Annotated in this window: 16 protein-coding genes; 10 read left to right on the forward strand and 6 right to left on the reverse strand. The window is 60.5% G+C overall.

All coding sequences use genetic code 11. The features are described 5' to 3' along the window. Positions 1-237: 237 nt before the first annotated feature. The 4 genes from ACGHP1_RS01190 to ACGHP1_RS01205 form a co-directional block, all read right to left on the reverse strand. Entirely contained in the window at positions 238-1410 is a 1173-nt protein-coding gene (locus ACGHP1_RS01190) for a DHHW family protein (protein ID WP_005943570.1), read from the reverse strand. Positions 1411-1422: 12 nt separating this feature from the next. Further along, a complete protein-coding gene (locus ACGHP1_RS01195) occupies positions 1423-2841 on the reverse strand; it encodes an MBOAT family O-acyltransferase (RefSeq protein WP_390507304.1) in 1419 nt (472 codons plus the stop codon). Positions 2842-2910: 69 nt separating this feature from the next. After that, positions 2911-3495 carry a DUF4358 domain-containing protein gene (locus ACGHP1_RS01200; RefSeq protein WP_044953887.1) on the reverse strand — a complete coding sequence of 195 codons (585 nt, stop codon included), beginning with the start codon at positions 3493-3495 and terminating at the stop codon, positions 2911-2913. Positions 3496-3625: 130 nt separating this feature from the next. After that, a complete protein-coding gene (locus ACGHP1_RS01205; protein WP_044953885.1) occupies positions 3626-4456 on the reverse strand; it encodes a M15 family metallopeptidase in 831 nt (276 codons plus the stop codon). A gap of 76 nt (positions 4457-4532) precedes the next feature. On the opposite strand from ACGHP1_RS01205, the gene ACGHP1_RS01210 reads away from it, so the two are divergent. From ACGHP1_RS01210 to ACGHP1_RS01225, 4 genes are all read left to right on the forward strand, one after another. After that, a complete protein-coding gene (locus ACGHP1_RS01210; protein ID WP_097774624.1) occupies positions 4533-4994 on the forward strand; it encodes a SpoVA/SpoVAEb family sporulation membrane protein in 462 nt (153 codons plus the stop codon). 98 nt (positions 4995-5092) lie between these two features. Then, a complete protein-coding gene (locus ACGHP1_RS01215) occupies positions 5093-6109 on the forward strand; it encodes a stage V sporulation protein AD (RefSeq protein WP_390507307.1) in 1017 nt (338 codons plus the stop codon). A gap of 1 nt (position 6110) precedes the next feature. Continuing rightward, positions 6111-6467: a SpoVA/SpoVAEb family sporulation membrane protein gene (locus ACGHP1_RS01220; protein ID WP_005943559.1), complete on the forward strand. Its 357-nt coding sequence runs from the start codon at positions 6111-6113 to the stop codon at positions 6465-6467. A 98-nt stretch (positions 6468-6565) separates the two neighbouring features. Continuing rightward, the gene (locus ACGHP1_RS01225; RefSeq protein WP_118527663.1) at positions 6566-6841 is read left to right on the forward strand and encodes a peptidoglycan synthetase; all 276 of its coding nucleotides are present in this window, start codon (positions 6566-6568) and stop codon (positions 6839-6841) included. 71 nt (positions 6842-6912) lie between these two features. Here the strand turns inward: ACGHP1_RS01225 and rpsT are convergent, their stop codons facing one another. Next, complete coding sequence (gene rpsT / locus ACGHP1_RS01230; protein ID WP_005943554.1) at positions 6913-7173, reverse strand: 30S ribosomal protein S20; 261 nt, start codon at positions 7171-7173, stop codon at positions 6913-6915. A gap of 166 nt (positions 7174-7339) precedes the next feature. Between rpsT and gpr the strand changes: the two genes are divergently transcribed. From gpr to ACGHP1_RS01260, 6 genes are all read left to right on the forward strand, one after another. Further along, positions 7340-8125 carry a GPR endopeptidase gene (gpr, locus tag ACGHP1_RS01235; protein ID WP_005943552.1) on the forward strand — a complete coding sequence of 262 codons (786 nt, stop codon included), beginning with the start codon at positions 7340-7342 and terminating at the stop codon, positions 8123-8125. Between the two features lie 29 nt (positions 8126-8154). Then, on the forward strand, positions 8155-9294 hold the full coding sequence (gene spoIIP / locus ACGHP1_RS01240; RefSeq protein ID WP_390507310.1) for a stage II sporulation protein P: 1140 nt from the start codon (positions 8155-8157) through the stop codon (positions 9292-9294). A gap of 343 nt (positions 9295-9637) precedes the next feature. Then, on the forward strand, positions 9638-11026 hold the full coding sequence (gene asnS / locus ACGHP1_RS01245; RefSeq protein WP_005943546.1) for an asparagine--tRNA ligase: 1389 nt from the start codon (positions 9638-9640) through the stop codon (positions 11024-11026). Positions 11027-11097: 71 nt separating this feature from the next. Then, positions 11098-12141: an A/G-specific adenine glycosylase gene (locus ACGHP1_RS01250; protein ID WP_097781188.1), complete on the forward strand. Its 1044-nt coding sequence runs from the start codon at positions 11098-11100 to the stop codon at positions 12139-12141. Between the two features lie 123 nt (positions 12142-12264). Then, positions 12265-12468: a hypothetical protein gene (locus ACGHP1_RS01255; RefSeq protein ID WP_044953882.1), complete on the forward strand. Its 204-nt coding sequence runs from the start codon at positions 12265-12267 to the stop codon at positions 12466-12468. 89 nt (positions 12469-12557) lie between these two features. Next, complete coding sequence (locus ACGHP1_RS01260; RefSeq protein ID WP_390507313.1) at positions 12558-13862, forward strand: murein hydrolase activator EnvC family protein; 1305 nt, start codon at positions 12558-12560, stop codon at positions 13860-13862. A 268-nt stretch (positions 13863-14130) separates the two neighbouring features. Here ACGHP1_RS01260 and ACGHP1_RS01265 read toward each other — a convergent pair whose 3' ends face one another. Further along, positions 14131-15114, reverse strand: coding sequence for an aldo/keto reductase (locus ACGHP1_RS01265; RefSeq protein ID WP_390507315.1), 984 nt, complete (start codon positions 15112-15114; stop codon positions 14131-14133). Positions 15115-15172 lie beyond the last annotated feature (58 nt).

Raw genomic sequence — 15172 nt, forward strand, 5'->3', positions numbered from 1 at the left:
ATCGTATCAGCACATTCTATGCACTGTTCACACCAGATCGAACCATCGATGAAGAGCAACTGCTCTATATCGCCATTGTACAACACCCGTTGATTTTTTGCAAGGGGTGAATGGGCAGAGTGCGCAAAAACTGGAGAGACTTCCGAAAAGAACTAGAAAAATTTGTGAAAAAAGACTGCAATAATTTGACATAAAAACAACAGCGCCCTTTCCTTTGCGGAAAAGGCGCTGCCATGTTTACCCGGCCACACCGGCACGGTAGAGGTACGGGTCGCTCTTGAAGCTGTCAAAGCTGTACAGCACCAGGATCTGGTCATAATCGTTATCCGCGATCAGCTGATCCAGACCGTAGTTGTAGTTGCGGAAGTCCACCACATCGATCTGGGCGTAGTTTGCGGTCAGGTAGGGTGCAAAGCAGTTGGCGTAGCTGTCCTTGATCACCAGAATGCGCCCGGTACCGTCGCCCTCGATGCGGCTCAGGCCGTTGTTGCCATGCAGGAACATGGCGTACTTATCGTACACGTTCAGCTTGTCCGTGTCGTACAGGCCGGTGGTCTGGCCGTCTGCGGGCTGGCCTGCAGCGGTGACATTATAGATGGTCAGGCTGTTCGGCAGGTCGTAGTAGGTGATAGTATCCGGCACGGCATTCCATGTGCGGGCCTTGGAGTAGTGGGTGCCGTAGAAATTTTCGGCGGTCAGAGCCGTGTGCGCGGCGGGGTCGAAGGGGGTCAGGCTCAGCGTACCGCACAGCTGCTGGTAGGCGTAATAAGCGCCAAGGCTCGTCCAGTGATGGTCGGTGCGGTAGTAGATATATTCGTCCTTGTGTTCGGCAAGGGTCTGCCGCACATCCACAAAGCGCCCTCCGGCGGCCTGTACGGCGGCGGAAAGCTGGTCGAGATAGGCATCCTCGTCCAGCAACGGCGCGTTTGCAGGCACGTTTTCCGGGTAAATGACCGATGCTGCCGGGGCCAGCAGCACATCCACCTTGCCCGGGTGGCGCTGGCACAGTGCTTCCACGGCGGCGGTGTTCTTGGGCAGGGTGCGGTTCTCGCTGTCCAGCAGGCTGAAGGTGCGGGGGAACATCATGTGCTCTTTGCCCAGCAGGATGCCGCCGTTCTGCTCCTTCTGCAGCAGGGTGGTCTCCACTACGCTCTGCAGGCTGATCCACTCATCGCGGCCGAACACCTGATCCTTCACGTACTTTGTGTAGGCGGTAAAGTAGCTGTTCAGCCCCTTGGCGGAAAGCTGGGTCAGCGCCGGGCGCTGGGAAAGGGTGGTGTTTTCCATCTCGCTGTAGGCGCGGTCCGGTGTAATAAGGTCCAGTGCGAACAGACCAAGAAAGAACAGGCTGAACACCACCAGCACCGGGTAGTGCAGGAGCGAGGAAGATTTTTTGGAATGCTTGTCCATCTTCACGCCTCCTTAAAAGTTGAAATAGAGGAACGGACTGTTGGTACTGCCCACCACATAGGCGGTGGAGACCACCAGCAGCGCCAGAATGGCGGCACAGCGGGTGACGGCATTCTTTTTGAGCAGGTTCCAAATCTTCTCAATGAACGGGGTGCAGCAGAGGATGCTGACCACCAGCAGCACACCGTAGTTGCGCAGGAAGTACAGCGGCGAAACACCGCCGGAAGGAACGAACAGCTTGTGGAACAGCAGACCGAAGCTTACGCCCGTATCGTTGCCCACGAACATGGCCCAGCCCACCACCACGAGGAACAGGGTGTAGATGTGGGGCCACACTCTGCCCTTTTGCAGGTGGGGCAGCAGGAACAGCTTTTCTACAGCCAGCAGCACAAAGTAGTACAGGCCCCAGCAGATAAAGTTCCAGTTCGCGCCGTGCCAGATGCCGGTGAGCAGCTCCACCACGAACAGGTTGAAGATCTGGCGCTTCAGGCCCTTGCGGTTGCCGCCGAGAGGGATATACACATACTCCCGGAACCAGCCGGAAAGGGTCATGTGCCAGCGCCGCCAGAACTCGGTGATGGATGCGGAGATATAAGGGTAGTTGAAGTTTGCGGGGAAGTCGAAGCCCAGCATCTTGCCCATGCCAATGCCCATCATGGAGTAGCCGGAAAAGTCAAAGTAGAGCTGCAGGCTGTAGGCGATGATGCCTAGCCACACCAGCGGGGTGGATGCATTGGCAAGGCCCACAAAGGTGGTGGAAGGGCTGTCCGCAACGCCGATGATGTCTGTCCACAAAGCACCGATGGCATCCGCCAGCAGCACCTTTTTGGCAAGGCCAAAGGTGAACAGGGTCATGCCCTCTTCGAGCTGCTGCAGGCTGTAGCGGTGCCGGTATACGTGCAGCTGGTTCGAGACATCGCGGTATTTCACGATGGGGCCGGCGATCAGCTGAGGGAACATGACCACATAGGCACCAAAGTCGATGATATTACGCTCTGCCTTTACATCCCGGCGGTAAACATCGATGGAGTAGGAAAGGGTCTGGAAGGTGTAAAAGCTGATGCCCAGCGGCAGAGTGCCAATGCCCTGGATCTCGGCAAAGGCGGTGCCCAGCAGGGCGTTTGCGCTGCGCAGCACAAAGTTTGCGTATTTGAAGTAGAACAGCATCCCAAGGCTGCCAATGAGGGCCACCAGCAGAAATGTCCTGCGCAGGGCCGGCTTTGGGTCGAAGTGCTCGATGCACAGGCCGCTGATGTAGTTGATGAGGATGAGGGCCACCATGACCGGGAAAAACCGTACCTCGCCCCAGCAGTAGAACACCAGACTGCAGAGGAACAGCACGGTGTTCTTGAGCTTTGCGGGCGCAAGGTAATACAGCGCCAGCGTGATGGGCAGAAACCGGAACAGAAAGATGATGGTGCTGAAAACCAAAGCGTCAGCCTCCTTTTAGCCGAAAAAAGCCGATGCCGCAAATGGCACCGGCCTTGGGTGGATCCAGATTCAGTCTGCCAGTGCGCTGTCCACGGCGCTGTCCAGATCGGCAGTGCACTCGTTGGATGCGATCACCATGACAATGGTGTTGCCCTTGAAGGCGATGACAGCGTTCTCCACGTTATCCTGCGCCTGAGCAAACTCGGCGTAGTTGCCGTAGAAGGCCACCTGATCCTGCTGGTAGGAAGCCAGCTGGTTGGCTACGTCCTCGGCCTTGCCGTCGGCAGCTTCGAGCACCAGCACCAGACCGGCATCGCCGTTGTCGTTGCTCTTCACACCCTTGTAGCTCACCACGTCCTCAGCCTTCAGGCCGAAATCGTACTCAATGTTCATAGCTGCGATCTCGAACTGGTTGGAGATGGGGTCGGCTTCCAGCAGAGCATTGAAAACACCGTCCAGTGCATCAGAGCCGTTCTCGGCAGCATTGTCCACAACAGCGGATGCGGCGGCGCTGGAAGCGGGAGATTCCGCAGCAGCGGTGGAAACGGAGGAGGGAGCGGCCGAAGAGCTGGCGGAACCGCCGCAGCCGGTAAGAGCGACAGCAGCCAGCGCGCCGGTGAGAGCAATTGTAAAGATTTTTGTGCGATTTATCATAAAATATTCCTTCTTTTGTTCAAAACATTTTTGCAGCTGCCCAAAGCGGTCCTGCATCAGGGCAGACTATTGTTATCTTACCATAACTGTGTGCAAAATGCAACGAAAAGCCCCTCGGTTTTACGGATTTTTAACCGGTGATCTTTTCCCCTGCAGCAAGCTTCTGCAGCACGGCAACGGCATCCTCAAAGCACAGGCCGCTCTGCTGGATCAGGGCCGCATTTTCCGGCCCCACATAGCGCCAGTGCCACGGCTCGTAGGTGATCTCGGTAACGGCTTCTGCGTTTTTGGGGTACCGCAGGATGAAGCCGTATTCCACGGCATGGGCGCTCAGCCAGCGGAAGGCCTCGGTGTTTTCAAAGCCCTCGGTCAGGTCGGTGTGCTCCGGGCTGTTCAGGTCGGCAGCAAGGCCGCAGTTGTGCTCCGAGTAGCCCGGCGGGTTCACGATATTTGCCGCCTGCTTTTTCGCTTCGGCTTCGCTCAGGCCCTTATTGCGGAAATACTGGGTCTTTTGGTCGTAGAGGTTCTTCTGGTAGTCCACGCTGCGGTAGCCGCTCTGCATCCAGATGGTCACGCCGTCCTTTGCGGCGGCGGCCTGCATGGCGAGGAACGCATCGGCGGCTTCGGTCTGCAGGGTCTTATTCACAGCGGTGGCCGAGCCGCACGCCTTGGTGGTAAAGGTATGATCGTCCGGCATTTTGTTCGTGTGGTTCACCAGCACCATGCGGGGATCATCCAGAATGGCCTGCGCCTGCCGGGCGGTCAGCAGACTGCTTTCTGCCTCTGATGCTGCCGAGGCGCTGGATGTGGAAGTTGCCGAGGCGGCAGGCACAGCGGAACGGCTGTGCAGCACGAACGAGGCCCCGCCCACGGCAATGCAGGCCACGACGGTAACGGTGAGCACGCGCCGCACGGCGGGCCGCAGATGGCGGCGGTGATGAGGATGGACAGACAGGTTCATCTGGAATACCTTCTTTCCGGTGGATGTGCATAGAGTTTGCTTCCTATGGGCAAGCTATGCCCGGAGGGGAAACAATATGAAAATGACAGCACAGGAATATGCGCGCCGGGTGCGGCGCATCGGGCCGCACTCGCCCTTGGGGCTGGACTGCCTGTGGGCTTTTGGCGTGGGCGGCGGCATCTGCCTGCTGGGCGAAGTGCTGCGCCAGAGCTATCTTGCCATGGGCGTGGAAGCCGACCTTGCCGGCACCCTGACCAGCTGCAGCCTGATCGTGCTCTCGGCGGTGCTTACCACGCTGGGCTGGTACCAGAAGCTGGCCGCAAAGGCCGGGGCCGGGTCGCTGGTGCCCATCACAGGCTTTGCCAATGCGGTGGTCAGCGCGGCCATCGAGTTCAAGGCCGAGGGCCGGGTGCTGGGTACCGGGGCCAAGATGTTCACCATTGCCGGGCCGGTGATCGTGTACGGCACGCTGGCGGCGGTGGTGTACGGCGCGGTGCTGTGGGTGCTGGGCATGGCGGGTGTGCCTGTGCTGTCATAAACACGGGCAAGTGTGCCATAAGATTGCAGCATGATGTTATTATACAACATTTTATGGAACGTTTTTCATCTATTTTCCACGAAGGAGAAATTTTGCCTATGACGGTCCGGTGCGGGGATACCCTGCTGTTCCAGACACTGCCGGTGATCGCTGCGGGTGCAGCGGTGGGCGGCAAAAAAGAGAGCGAAGGCCCGCTGGCGGCAGAGTTCGACGAGCTGAGCGCAGACAACCGCTTTGGCCAGTCCAGCTGGGAAGCTGCGGAAAAATACCTGCAGCTGCGTGCCGCGCGGCTGTGCCTGCAAAAGGCGGCGCTTCCGCAGGAAAAGGTGCAGCTGGCCCTTGCCGGGGATCTGCAGGCCCAGTGCACGGCATCCAGCTATGCCATGCGGGAGCTGGGCGTGCCCTTTGCCGGATTGTTCGGGGCCTGCAGCACCATGGCCGAGGGCCTTGCGCTGGGCGCTGCTCTGTGCGAGGGCGGTGCTGCGCGCAATCTGCTGGCCATGGCTTCCAGCCACTTCTGCGCAGCAGAGCGGCAGTTCCGCACGCCGTTGAGCTACGGCGCGGTGCGCACGCCCACGGCCCAGTGGACTGCCACCGCTGCTGGATGCTGCCTTTTGCAGCCGCAGGGCGAAGGCGTTGGCATTGCCGCTGCCACCTTTGGCCGTGTGCAGGATTATCAGGTAAAGGACATCAACAATATGGGGGCTGCCATGGCCCCGGCAGCGGCTTCCACCCTGCTGCACTATTTTAAGGATACCGGCACCGAACCGCAGGAGTTCGACTGCATCTATACCGGCGACCTTGGGCAGGTGGGCAGTCAGCTGCTGCGGGAGCTGCTGGCCGCAGAAGGCTTGCTGATCAAAAACCATGTGGACTGCGGGTGCATCCTGTTCGACGCAAACGAGCAGAGCGTAAAGAGCGGCGGCTCAGGCCCGGGCTGCTGCGCGGCGGTACTGTGCGGGCACATCCTGCCGCGCCTGCGCCGGGGCAGCCAGAAGCGGGTACTGTTCACAGCCACCGGGGCCCTGATGAGCCAGACCACCTTTTTGCAGAAGGAGAGCATCCCGGCGGTGGCGCATCTGGTGGAGCTGCGTGCGCCGGAAAAGGAGAAGTAAGATGAACTATTTCTGGGCTTTCTGTGTGGGCGGGGCCATCTGCGTGGCGGGACAGCTGCTCATCGACCTGACCGGCCTGACCCCGGCCCGCATCCTGACCGGATATGTGGTGGCGGGCGTGGTGCTTTCGGCCATTGGGTGGTATGCCCCGCTGGCCGAGTTTGCCGGGTGCGGGGCCACGGTTCCCCTGCTGGGCTTCGGCCATCTGCTGGCAAAGGGCGTGCGCACCGCGCTGCAGGAAGAAGGTGCTGTGGGCATCCTCACCGGCGGGCTGACCGCCGCTGCGGCCGGTGTTACCACCAGCCTTGTGTGCGGCGTGGTGTGCAGCTGGGTGGGCAAAAGTCACGACCAGAACTGAAGAAGAAATACACCAGAACATCGTCACTTTGTCCGCCACTCTTCGCCCTGTTTTTCCACCGCACTGCGGTAAACTGTGCAAAACAGGAGGTGATGCGGATGAAGCACCGCTGGACGACCCTTTTGTGGGAGCTTTGGGCTGCACAGGCCTTGTGCGCGGTGGCAGCCCTGCCGCCGGGCAGTGCGTTCCATACATGCCCGGCACTGGCGCTGCCGGGGCTGGCCCTTGCGGCGGCGGTGCCCACGGCATGGGCTGCGTGGGCGCTGCTGGCCGAGCCGCCCGACGGCCTGCCGCCGGAGCAGCTTCTGGAGCAGGCACCGGGGTTCGATTTTGCCACCCTGTGCGATTTTGAGCGGCCTGCTGCCGTGCCCTGAAAAGCGGGCAAAACAAAAACCCCTGTGCCGGGAACCCGGTACAGAGGTTTTGTTCGTCAATCAGAAAGCGATCAAGCGTTCTTGTTAGCACGCTTTGCCATACGGCTGATCTTGCGGCTGGCGGTGTTCTTTTTGATGACACCCTTAGCGCGAGCCTTGTCGATCGCGGAAACAGCAGCCAGGACGGTTGCGTCCTTGTCAGCGGCATTCGCATCGATGGCAGCGTCTGCCTTCTTGACGACTGTTTTCAGGTTGGTCTTAATGGCCTTGTTGTGAGCCTGCTCTGCAGCAGCCTGCACGACGCGGTCCTTCTGAGATTTGATGTTAGGCATTCGTTCCACCTCCTTGGCTACCTATAACAGCGCACCCTATGATACCATATTTCGCGTACCAGCGCAAGCGTTTTTTTGATTTTTGTTTAGAAAAGTTTTATTTTTTCCATACTTTCTGCGTGCAGAGGGGGCATTTGGCCCCAAAACAGGCAGGAGGAGCAGAAAAATGCGTTTTACCGATATGGCAGACGAGATGTTTGGCGCGGCACAGGGGGCGCTGCCTGCCGGGGTAAGGCTTGCCACAGCAAAGCGCGGCGGGGTCACAATAACGCGGGTGGAGATCGCGCGCGAAGGGCTGGCGAAGCCCCGCGGACGGTATGTCACGCTGGAAATGCCCAGTGTCAGCGTGCTGGACGAGCGGGACGCTGCGGTGATCGAGACCTGTGCGGCAGAACTGCGCGCCCTGCTGCCGCCGGAAGGGCCGGTGCTGGTGCTGGGCATCGGGAACCGGCGGGTCACGGCGGATGCCCTCGGCCCGCGCACGGCGCAGAAGATTTTAGTCACCATGGGGCCGCAGCACACGCTGCCGGTAAAAGGCATCCGGCCGGTGGCCGCCATTGCGCCGGGGGTGTCGGCCTCCACCGGGCTGACTCTGCGCCAGCTGGCCGGGGCCATGGTGGAAGCGGTGCGGCCGGCGGCCCTGATCTGCGTGGACAGCCTTTGCAGTGCCGAGGGCGCGCGGCTGGGCCGCAGCGTGCAGTTCTCCGACACCGGGCTGTACCCGGCGCAGGCGGATCATGCAAAGCATCTGGACGCGGCAGCGCTGGGCGTGCCGGTGATCGCGGCGGGCATCCCCACCTTGATGGATTCGGACGAAGGAGCAGATCTTGTGGTCACGCCCCGGGCGCTGGACAGCGTGATCGCCCACGGCTCGGCTCTTCTGGCCGGTGCCATCAACCGGGCCTTGCAGCCAAGGCTCAGCGTGGCGCAGCTGTTCTGGCTGGCGGGGTAACACCGGTGGGCCGGAAGGGAGGTTATTTTATGCGCAGCAAAGCACTGCCGCCCGCCCGGGCGCAGGGGCATATCGTGCCGTTTCTGGAAGCGGCTGCTCTGTTTGCCGCACTGTGCATCTTTGCCCGCACGGCGGCACTGATGCTGGCTGCGGCCATTACTGCACCGCTGCCAATGGCCGAGACTCTTTTCTGGCTGGGGCGGCAGTCCGCACAGGAGCAGCCCGCATCATCTGTGCAGGTGGAAGCCGCACCGGACAGCACACCGGAAGCGGCGGCATCCTTTCTGCCGCAGGCCGTGCAGGCGCTGACCGGGAACATTGAGGACTACCTTGTGCCGCTGCTGGGCGAGGAAGCCCGCCCGGCAGATGCGGGTACTGTCATTGAAAAAAATTATCCGCAGGGCAGCGGCGAAAAGTACATTCCCTGCGGGGCAGGCAGCATCAAAAACAATACCCGGCAGACGGCGGCAGACATTGCGGCGGAGATCGAGAATCCGCTGCCCTTTGCCATTGAGCCGAACAGTCCCGACCCGCAGGTGCTGGTGATGCACACTCACGCCACCGAGGACTACCGCCTTTCGGCCGGGCTGTGGTTTGCCCCCGGCGATGGTGCCCGCAGCACCGACTGCAGCATGAACATGTGCGCGGTGGGCCGTGTGGTGGCCGATACCCTCAATGCGGCAGGCATCAACACCCTTCACGACGAGACCCTGAACGACTACCCCAGCTACACCGGAAGCTATGCCAACAGCCGGGCCGTGGTGCAGCAGTATCTGGCCCGGTATCCCAGCATCAAGGTGGTGCTGGATGTCCACCGGGATGCCATCGAGACGGAAAGCGGCAGCCGCTATGCCCCGGTGTGCACGGTGGACGGGCGGCAGGCCGCACAGGTCATGATCATCTGCGGGTGCGACAACGGCACCACCGTTCAGCTGCCGGGCTGGCGGCAGAATCTGCGCTTTGCCGCTGCGTGGGAGCGCAGCATGGAAGGAATGTACCCCGGTTTTACCCGGCCGGTGCTGTTCAGCTACCGGTTCTACAATCAGGATCTGACCACCGGCAGCCTGCTCATTGAGATCGGCGGGCACGGCAATAACCTGAACGAGGCTCTTTATGCCGGGCAGCTGGCGGCAAAGGGCCTTGCTGCCGCATTGCTGGGCGGTGCTTGACAAAACGCCGCCAAAGTGCTATTTTTTAAAGGTAAAATGCAAAGATCGGGAAAAGTAGCGCGGGCCGTCCGGCCCAGAGAGTGCGGCACAGCTGAGAGCCGCGCCCGCACGCCGCGTGAACGAACACCCGGGAGCAGCAAACTGAACATGGCAGCTGCCATTAGTAGGTGCGCCGCAGGCCCTGCGTTACAGGGGCAGCGCTTTTATTGAGCGCGTGAGCGACCGGACACTTCCGGTAATTCAGGTGGCACCGCGGACATTACAAGACAGCTTGTTCGCCCTGAACTTTCAGGGAGAACAAAGCTGTCTTTTTCATTTTATATCGAAAGGGAGAACAAACACTATGGAACGCACTGAGATCGTTTCGCTGTTCAAAAACACCCCCGCCGACGGCACCGAGATCACCGTCTGCGGCTGGGCAAAGAACATCCGCGACTCCAAGAACATCGGCTTCATCGCCCTGTCGGACGGCGGCTGCTTCAAGACCCTGCAGGTCGTGCTGGAAGCAGGCAAGCTGGCAAACTACGATGAGGTGATCCACACCGGTCTGTACAGCAGCCTGCGCGTCAAGGGCAAGCTGGTGCTCACCCCGCAGGCAAAGCAGCCCTTTGAGCTGAATGCCGACAGTGTGGAGATCCTGGGCGACTGCCCGGCGGACGAGTATCCGCTGCAGAAAAAGAAGATGAGCATGGAATATCTGCGCACCATGCCCACCCTGCGCCCCCGCACCAACACCTTCAACGCCGCTTTCCGCGTGCGCAGCGCCGCTGCCTACGCCATCCACAAGTTCTTCCAGGAGAACGGCTTCGTTTACTCTCACTCTCCGCTGCTCACCTCTTCCGACTGTGAGGGCGCAGGCGAGATGTTCCGCGTGACCACCCTCGACCTTGAGAATGTGCCCAAGAACGAGGACGGCACTGTGGATTACACGCAGGACTTTTTCGAGAAGCCGGTCAACCTGACCGTTTCCGGCCAGCTGGAAGCCGAGGCCATGGCTATGGCATTCGGCAAGGTGTACACCTTCGGCCCCACCTTCCGTGCCGAGAAGAGCTTTACCACCCGTCACGCCGCCGAGTTCTGGATGATCGAGCCGGAGATGGCATTCTGCGACCTGTCCGGCTACATGGACACCGCCGAGGCCATGACCAAGTACGTCATCCGCTACGTGCTGGACAACTGCCCGGATGAAATGGCCTTCTTCAACCAGTTCATCGACAAGGGCCTCATCGAGCGTCTGGAGCTGGTGGCAAACTGCGAGTTTGGCCGCATCAGCTACACCGAGGCCATCGAGATCCTGAAGAAGAACAACAAGAAGTTCCAGTTCCCTGTGGAGTGGGGCGTGGACATCCAGACCGAGCACGAGCGCTACCTGACCGAGGTAGTGTTCAAAAAGCCTGTGTTCGTCACCGACTACCCGAAGGAGATCAAGAGCTTCTACATGAAGCAGAACCCGGACGGCAAGACCGTGGCGGCCGCAGATATGCTGGTGCCCGGCATCGGCGAGCTGATTGGCGGCAGCCAGCGTGAAGAGAACTACGACAAGCTGGTGGCCCGCATGGACGAGCTGGGCATGGACAAGACCAACTACGACTGGTACCTGAATCTGCGCAAGTTCGGCGGCGTGGAGCACGCCGGCTACGGCTTGGGCTTCGAGCGCATGATCATGTACCTCACGGGCATCCAGAACATCCGTGACGTGCTGCCCTTCCCCCGCACTGCATACGGCTTCTGATAAGCGCGCATACTTTTACCGGGCTGCTGCACCTTGCGGCGGCCCGTTTTTTGATAAGGAGCACAAAACAAGTGGAAAACATTTCCTCTGCCCTGCTGGACTGGTTTTACAAAAACCACCGCATCCTGCCCTTCCGCACCGACCCCAGCCCCTACCATGTGTGGCTCAGCGAGATCATGCTGCAGCAGACCCGAGTCTCGGCGGCACTGCCCTACTACGAACGCTTCCTCGCCGCCCTGCCGGACATTCCGGCCCTTGCCGCCTGCGAAGAGGAAAAGCTGCACAAGCTCTGGGAGGGTCTTGGCTACTACAGCCGGGTGCGCAACCTGCAAAAGGCTGCACGCATCGTCTGCGAGCAGTACGGCGGACAGCTGCCCGCCGACTACGATGCCCTGCGGGCCCTGCCCGGCATCGGGGATTACACGGCGGGAGCCGTTGCGTCCATCAGCTTCGGCATCCCGGTGCCCGCCGTGGACGGCAATGTGCTGCGGGTGTTCTCCCGTTTGTACAATGACCCTGCTGCCGTCACGGAACCGGCAGTGAAAAAAGCGTTCACCGCCCGCGTGATGGAGCACCAGCCGCCGGATGCGCCCGGCGACTACAATCAGGCCCTTATGGAGCTGGGAGCGCTGGTCTGCGTGCCGAACGGTGCGCCCCTGTGCGAAAAATGCCCGCTTGCCCACCTGTGCGCCGCCCGTGCTGCGGGCACTGCATTGGAGCTGCCCCGCAAAGCAGCGCCCAAGCCCCGCAGACTGCAGCCTGTGACGCTGGCCCTGCTGGAAAGTCCGGCAGGTTTCCTTTTGCAGCAGCGGCCCCAAAAGGGCCTGCTTGCCGGGCTGTGGCAGCCGGTACTGTGGGAGGGTGAAGCCCTTGCAGCCGGAGAGGTCCTTGCCCGCCTGCAGGCCATGGGGGTGAATACCGGCACCGCCGCGCCGGAAGCGCTGCCCGCTGCAAAGCACATCTTCAGCCACATCGAGTGGCATATGAACGGCATCCTGCTGCATGTGCCCGCCCAAGATGCTCCGGCAGGCTGCGTGTGGGCAAGCCGGGAAGCCCTGCAGGCCGAGTATACGCTGCCCGGCGCATTCAAGGCATACAGGAAGCTTATAGGATGAAATTTTGGCCTTTTTGACCTGAATGGTTGTAATTTTTGACAGGAACGGGTATAATAAAAGCCAACAAGCACTGGAATGAAAGCTGAAACATCGTTTCAACGAAAAAAGGAGTGTATTGAACCTATGAAGAAATCTTGTCTGGTCGCTGTGATCACTGTTCTGGCCGCTGTTGCCGGTGCCCTTGCTGCTGTTGCTGTTTACCTGCACCGCCGTGAGAAGGAGCTGGACGAGTACGAGCGTCTGCTGTTCGGCGAGGACGATGCTGCAACGGTAGAGCCGGAGGCTGCTGCCGAAGAGGCTGCCCCTGCAGAGGATGCTGCAGAATAAAAAACACGAACCGTAAACCTTCGGGCGCACCGGCAGTCTGCAAAAGGCTGTGCCGGTGCGCCCTTTTTGCTACATAGAAGGAGTGTATCATGAAGCGTTTTCTGCTCTGGCTCGTGGGTGTGGTGCTGGGCGTAGGCATCTTTCTGGGCGCGGTGATGGGCGTGAGCTATGCCTTTACCACCGAGGGCGGCTGCCCGGACAGCACCGCGCAGTTTGGCACCGAAGCGCTGGAACCCAACGGCTGGTGCTGGCAGGTGCCGCTCATCGGCGGAAAGCTCGATAAGGTGTTTGCCAGCCCCGCCACCCTCACGGTGCAGAAGCTGGGCGCGCTGTACACGGCCCACCCGGCCATCACCCTGCCGGACTGGGCCAGCTACACCACCCTCACCATCCAGAACGCCTATGGCAGCATTGTATTTGTGGGCAGTGTAAGCGATTATCAAAGCTTTTTGTTCCCGACCAACGGCGAATATAAGGCAGAGTTATCGGTCTGGCGGGTGCCGGAGGGCGGCATGGCCACCCAATTTGAGGGCGGCAGCACCGGCTCAGTGCGCAAAAATCTGGGGCTGGAAAAGCCCGCAAAGCCCACCGGCTGGTATCGTTATGCCTTCCGGTTCACCCTGCAGGCCAGCGCGGAGGTGGAGCTTTCCGCCGAGCGGGCGGAGCAGGGCGGCATTGTGGGCCTGCGCATCTCCGGCATGACCGGCGATACAGCACCCACTGTGGAGACCGACCTTGGCAATGTGCAGTGCGTGCGTGCAGCCGATGGCTGGCGGGCCTACATCCCGGCGGCATACAACGCTTCCTCCGGCGGGCATGAGGTGAACATTACCGTGAACGGCGAGACCATCACCCGCAGCATCATCGTGCTGCCCAAGGATTTTGGCACAGTGGACGTGGAGCCGGAACCGGATGCATCGGATGCGGCAAACACCCAGTTCCGCAATGCGGTCTGGGGCCTGTACGAAGCGCCCGCGCGGGAAAAAATGTGGCAGGGCGGCTTTGTGAACCCGGTGGAAAGCTACACCACCCTTGTGGATTACGGTCAGGTCAGGGTGGCGAACGGCCAGCAGAGCAGCCGTTCCAACTCCACAAAGCTCTACACCATTCCCGGCGAGCCCTGCCGTGCCCCGGCAAACGGCGTGGTGGTGCTGGCCGCAGAGCTGGCTCTCACCGGCAACACGGTGGTCATCGACCACGGCTGCGGGATGCGCAGCTACCTGTACGGGCTGCAGACTCTTTCCGTCTCCGCCGGGCAGAGCGTGGAAAAGGGGCAGGCTGTAGGCGTGCTGGGCGAGGAACTGACCATGGACTTCAAGCTTGGCAGCAAGAGCGTGAACCCATGGATGCTGTTCCAGACCAGCGGCGGATTGTTCTGGAAGGAGAACAGCTGACGATTTTAAATGGCCTCCGCTTTGCTCTGGCCATAAACAGCGGAATTTTTATTTTTATAAGAGCAATGCCGGACGGCCTGCGGGCTGTCCGGCATTGCATTTTCACAGAAAGAGTCATAAAGAAAACCGGCATCATTTGCCGGTTTCAATCTTTTGCGTGAAAAAAGGGTCCTGAAAAGCCCGCAGGCTTTTCAGGACCCAAACATAAAAGAATAATTCCTCTAAATACGGCCAGAGCGAAGCGGAGGCTGTTCCGATGGTCAAACCATCAGGAAATGGCATCCACGTCCCACTTCATGCGGACGGCATCGGCACCGTCCAGTTTGATGTTCAGCGCACCGGCGTTGTCCATCACCTGCTGCGGAGTGCGGGCACCGCACAGCACATGCAGGCCGGGGATCATGCGGGCGGTCAGGGCGATCACCAGCTGTGCCAGAGAGCAGTCGTATTTCTCGGTCAGGTCGCCCCACTTTGCCAGCATGTCCAGCGCCTGTGCCCGGCGGGCGGGCTGAAAGCTGGGGTTGGAGTTGCGGGTGCTGCCCTCGGGATAGGTGGTTTCCATGGTCACCTTGCCGGTCAGCAGGCCCTGCTCCAGCGGAGAGTATGCCTGCACCGAAACGCCCAGCTCCCTGCAGGTGGGCAGCAGCTGCTTTTCCACACGGCGGGTCAGCAGACTGTACTTTTCCTGAATGACATCCAGCTGGCCGTACTTGCAGTAGCCGCGGATGATGTCCGCAGTGACATTGGAAGCACCGATGGCACGGATCTTGCCCTGCTCCTTCAGCTTCATCATGGCTTCCACCGTCTCTTCCAGCGGGTAGATGCCGAAATCGGGGGTCTGCCAGTGGGTGTACAGCACATCCAGATGATCGGTGTGCAGGCGGCGCAGGCTGTCCTCCACATCCTCGATGATGCTCTGGGCAGACAGGTCGCGGTAAACGGTGGTGCCGTCCACGACCTTGTGCAGCACCGGTGTTTCATGCCGCCACTCCAGACCGCACTTGGTGGAAAGCACCACCTTGTCGCGGTCGATGTGCTTCATGGCCTCGCCCACCACGGTCTCGCTGTGGTACAGGCCGTAGATGGGGGCGGTGTCGATCCACTGGATGCCCTGCTCCACAGCAGTCTGGATGGCCTTGACTGAAAGGGCGTCGTCGTTGTCGCCCCACCAGGAGCCGCCGCCGATGGCCCAGGTGCCCATGCCGAGAAACGGCACCTGAATGCCGCTTTTGCCAATATTGATGTTTTGCATATATTTTCCCTCCATGCCAGCAGTGTTCCCCGCAATGGGAGCAGCGCATTCCGTAGCT

The sequence above is a fragment of the Faecalibacterium sp. i21-0019-B1 genome (genome assembly GCF_042852915.1).
GTDB lineage: Bacteria > Bacillota > Clostridia > Oscillospirales > Ruminococcaceae > Faecalibacterium > Faecalibacterium taiwanense.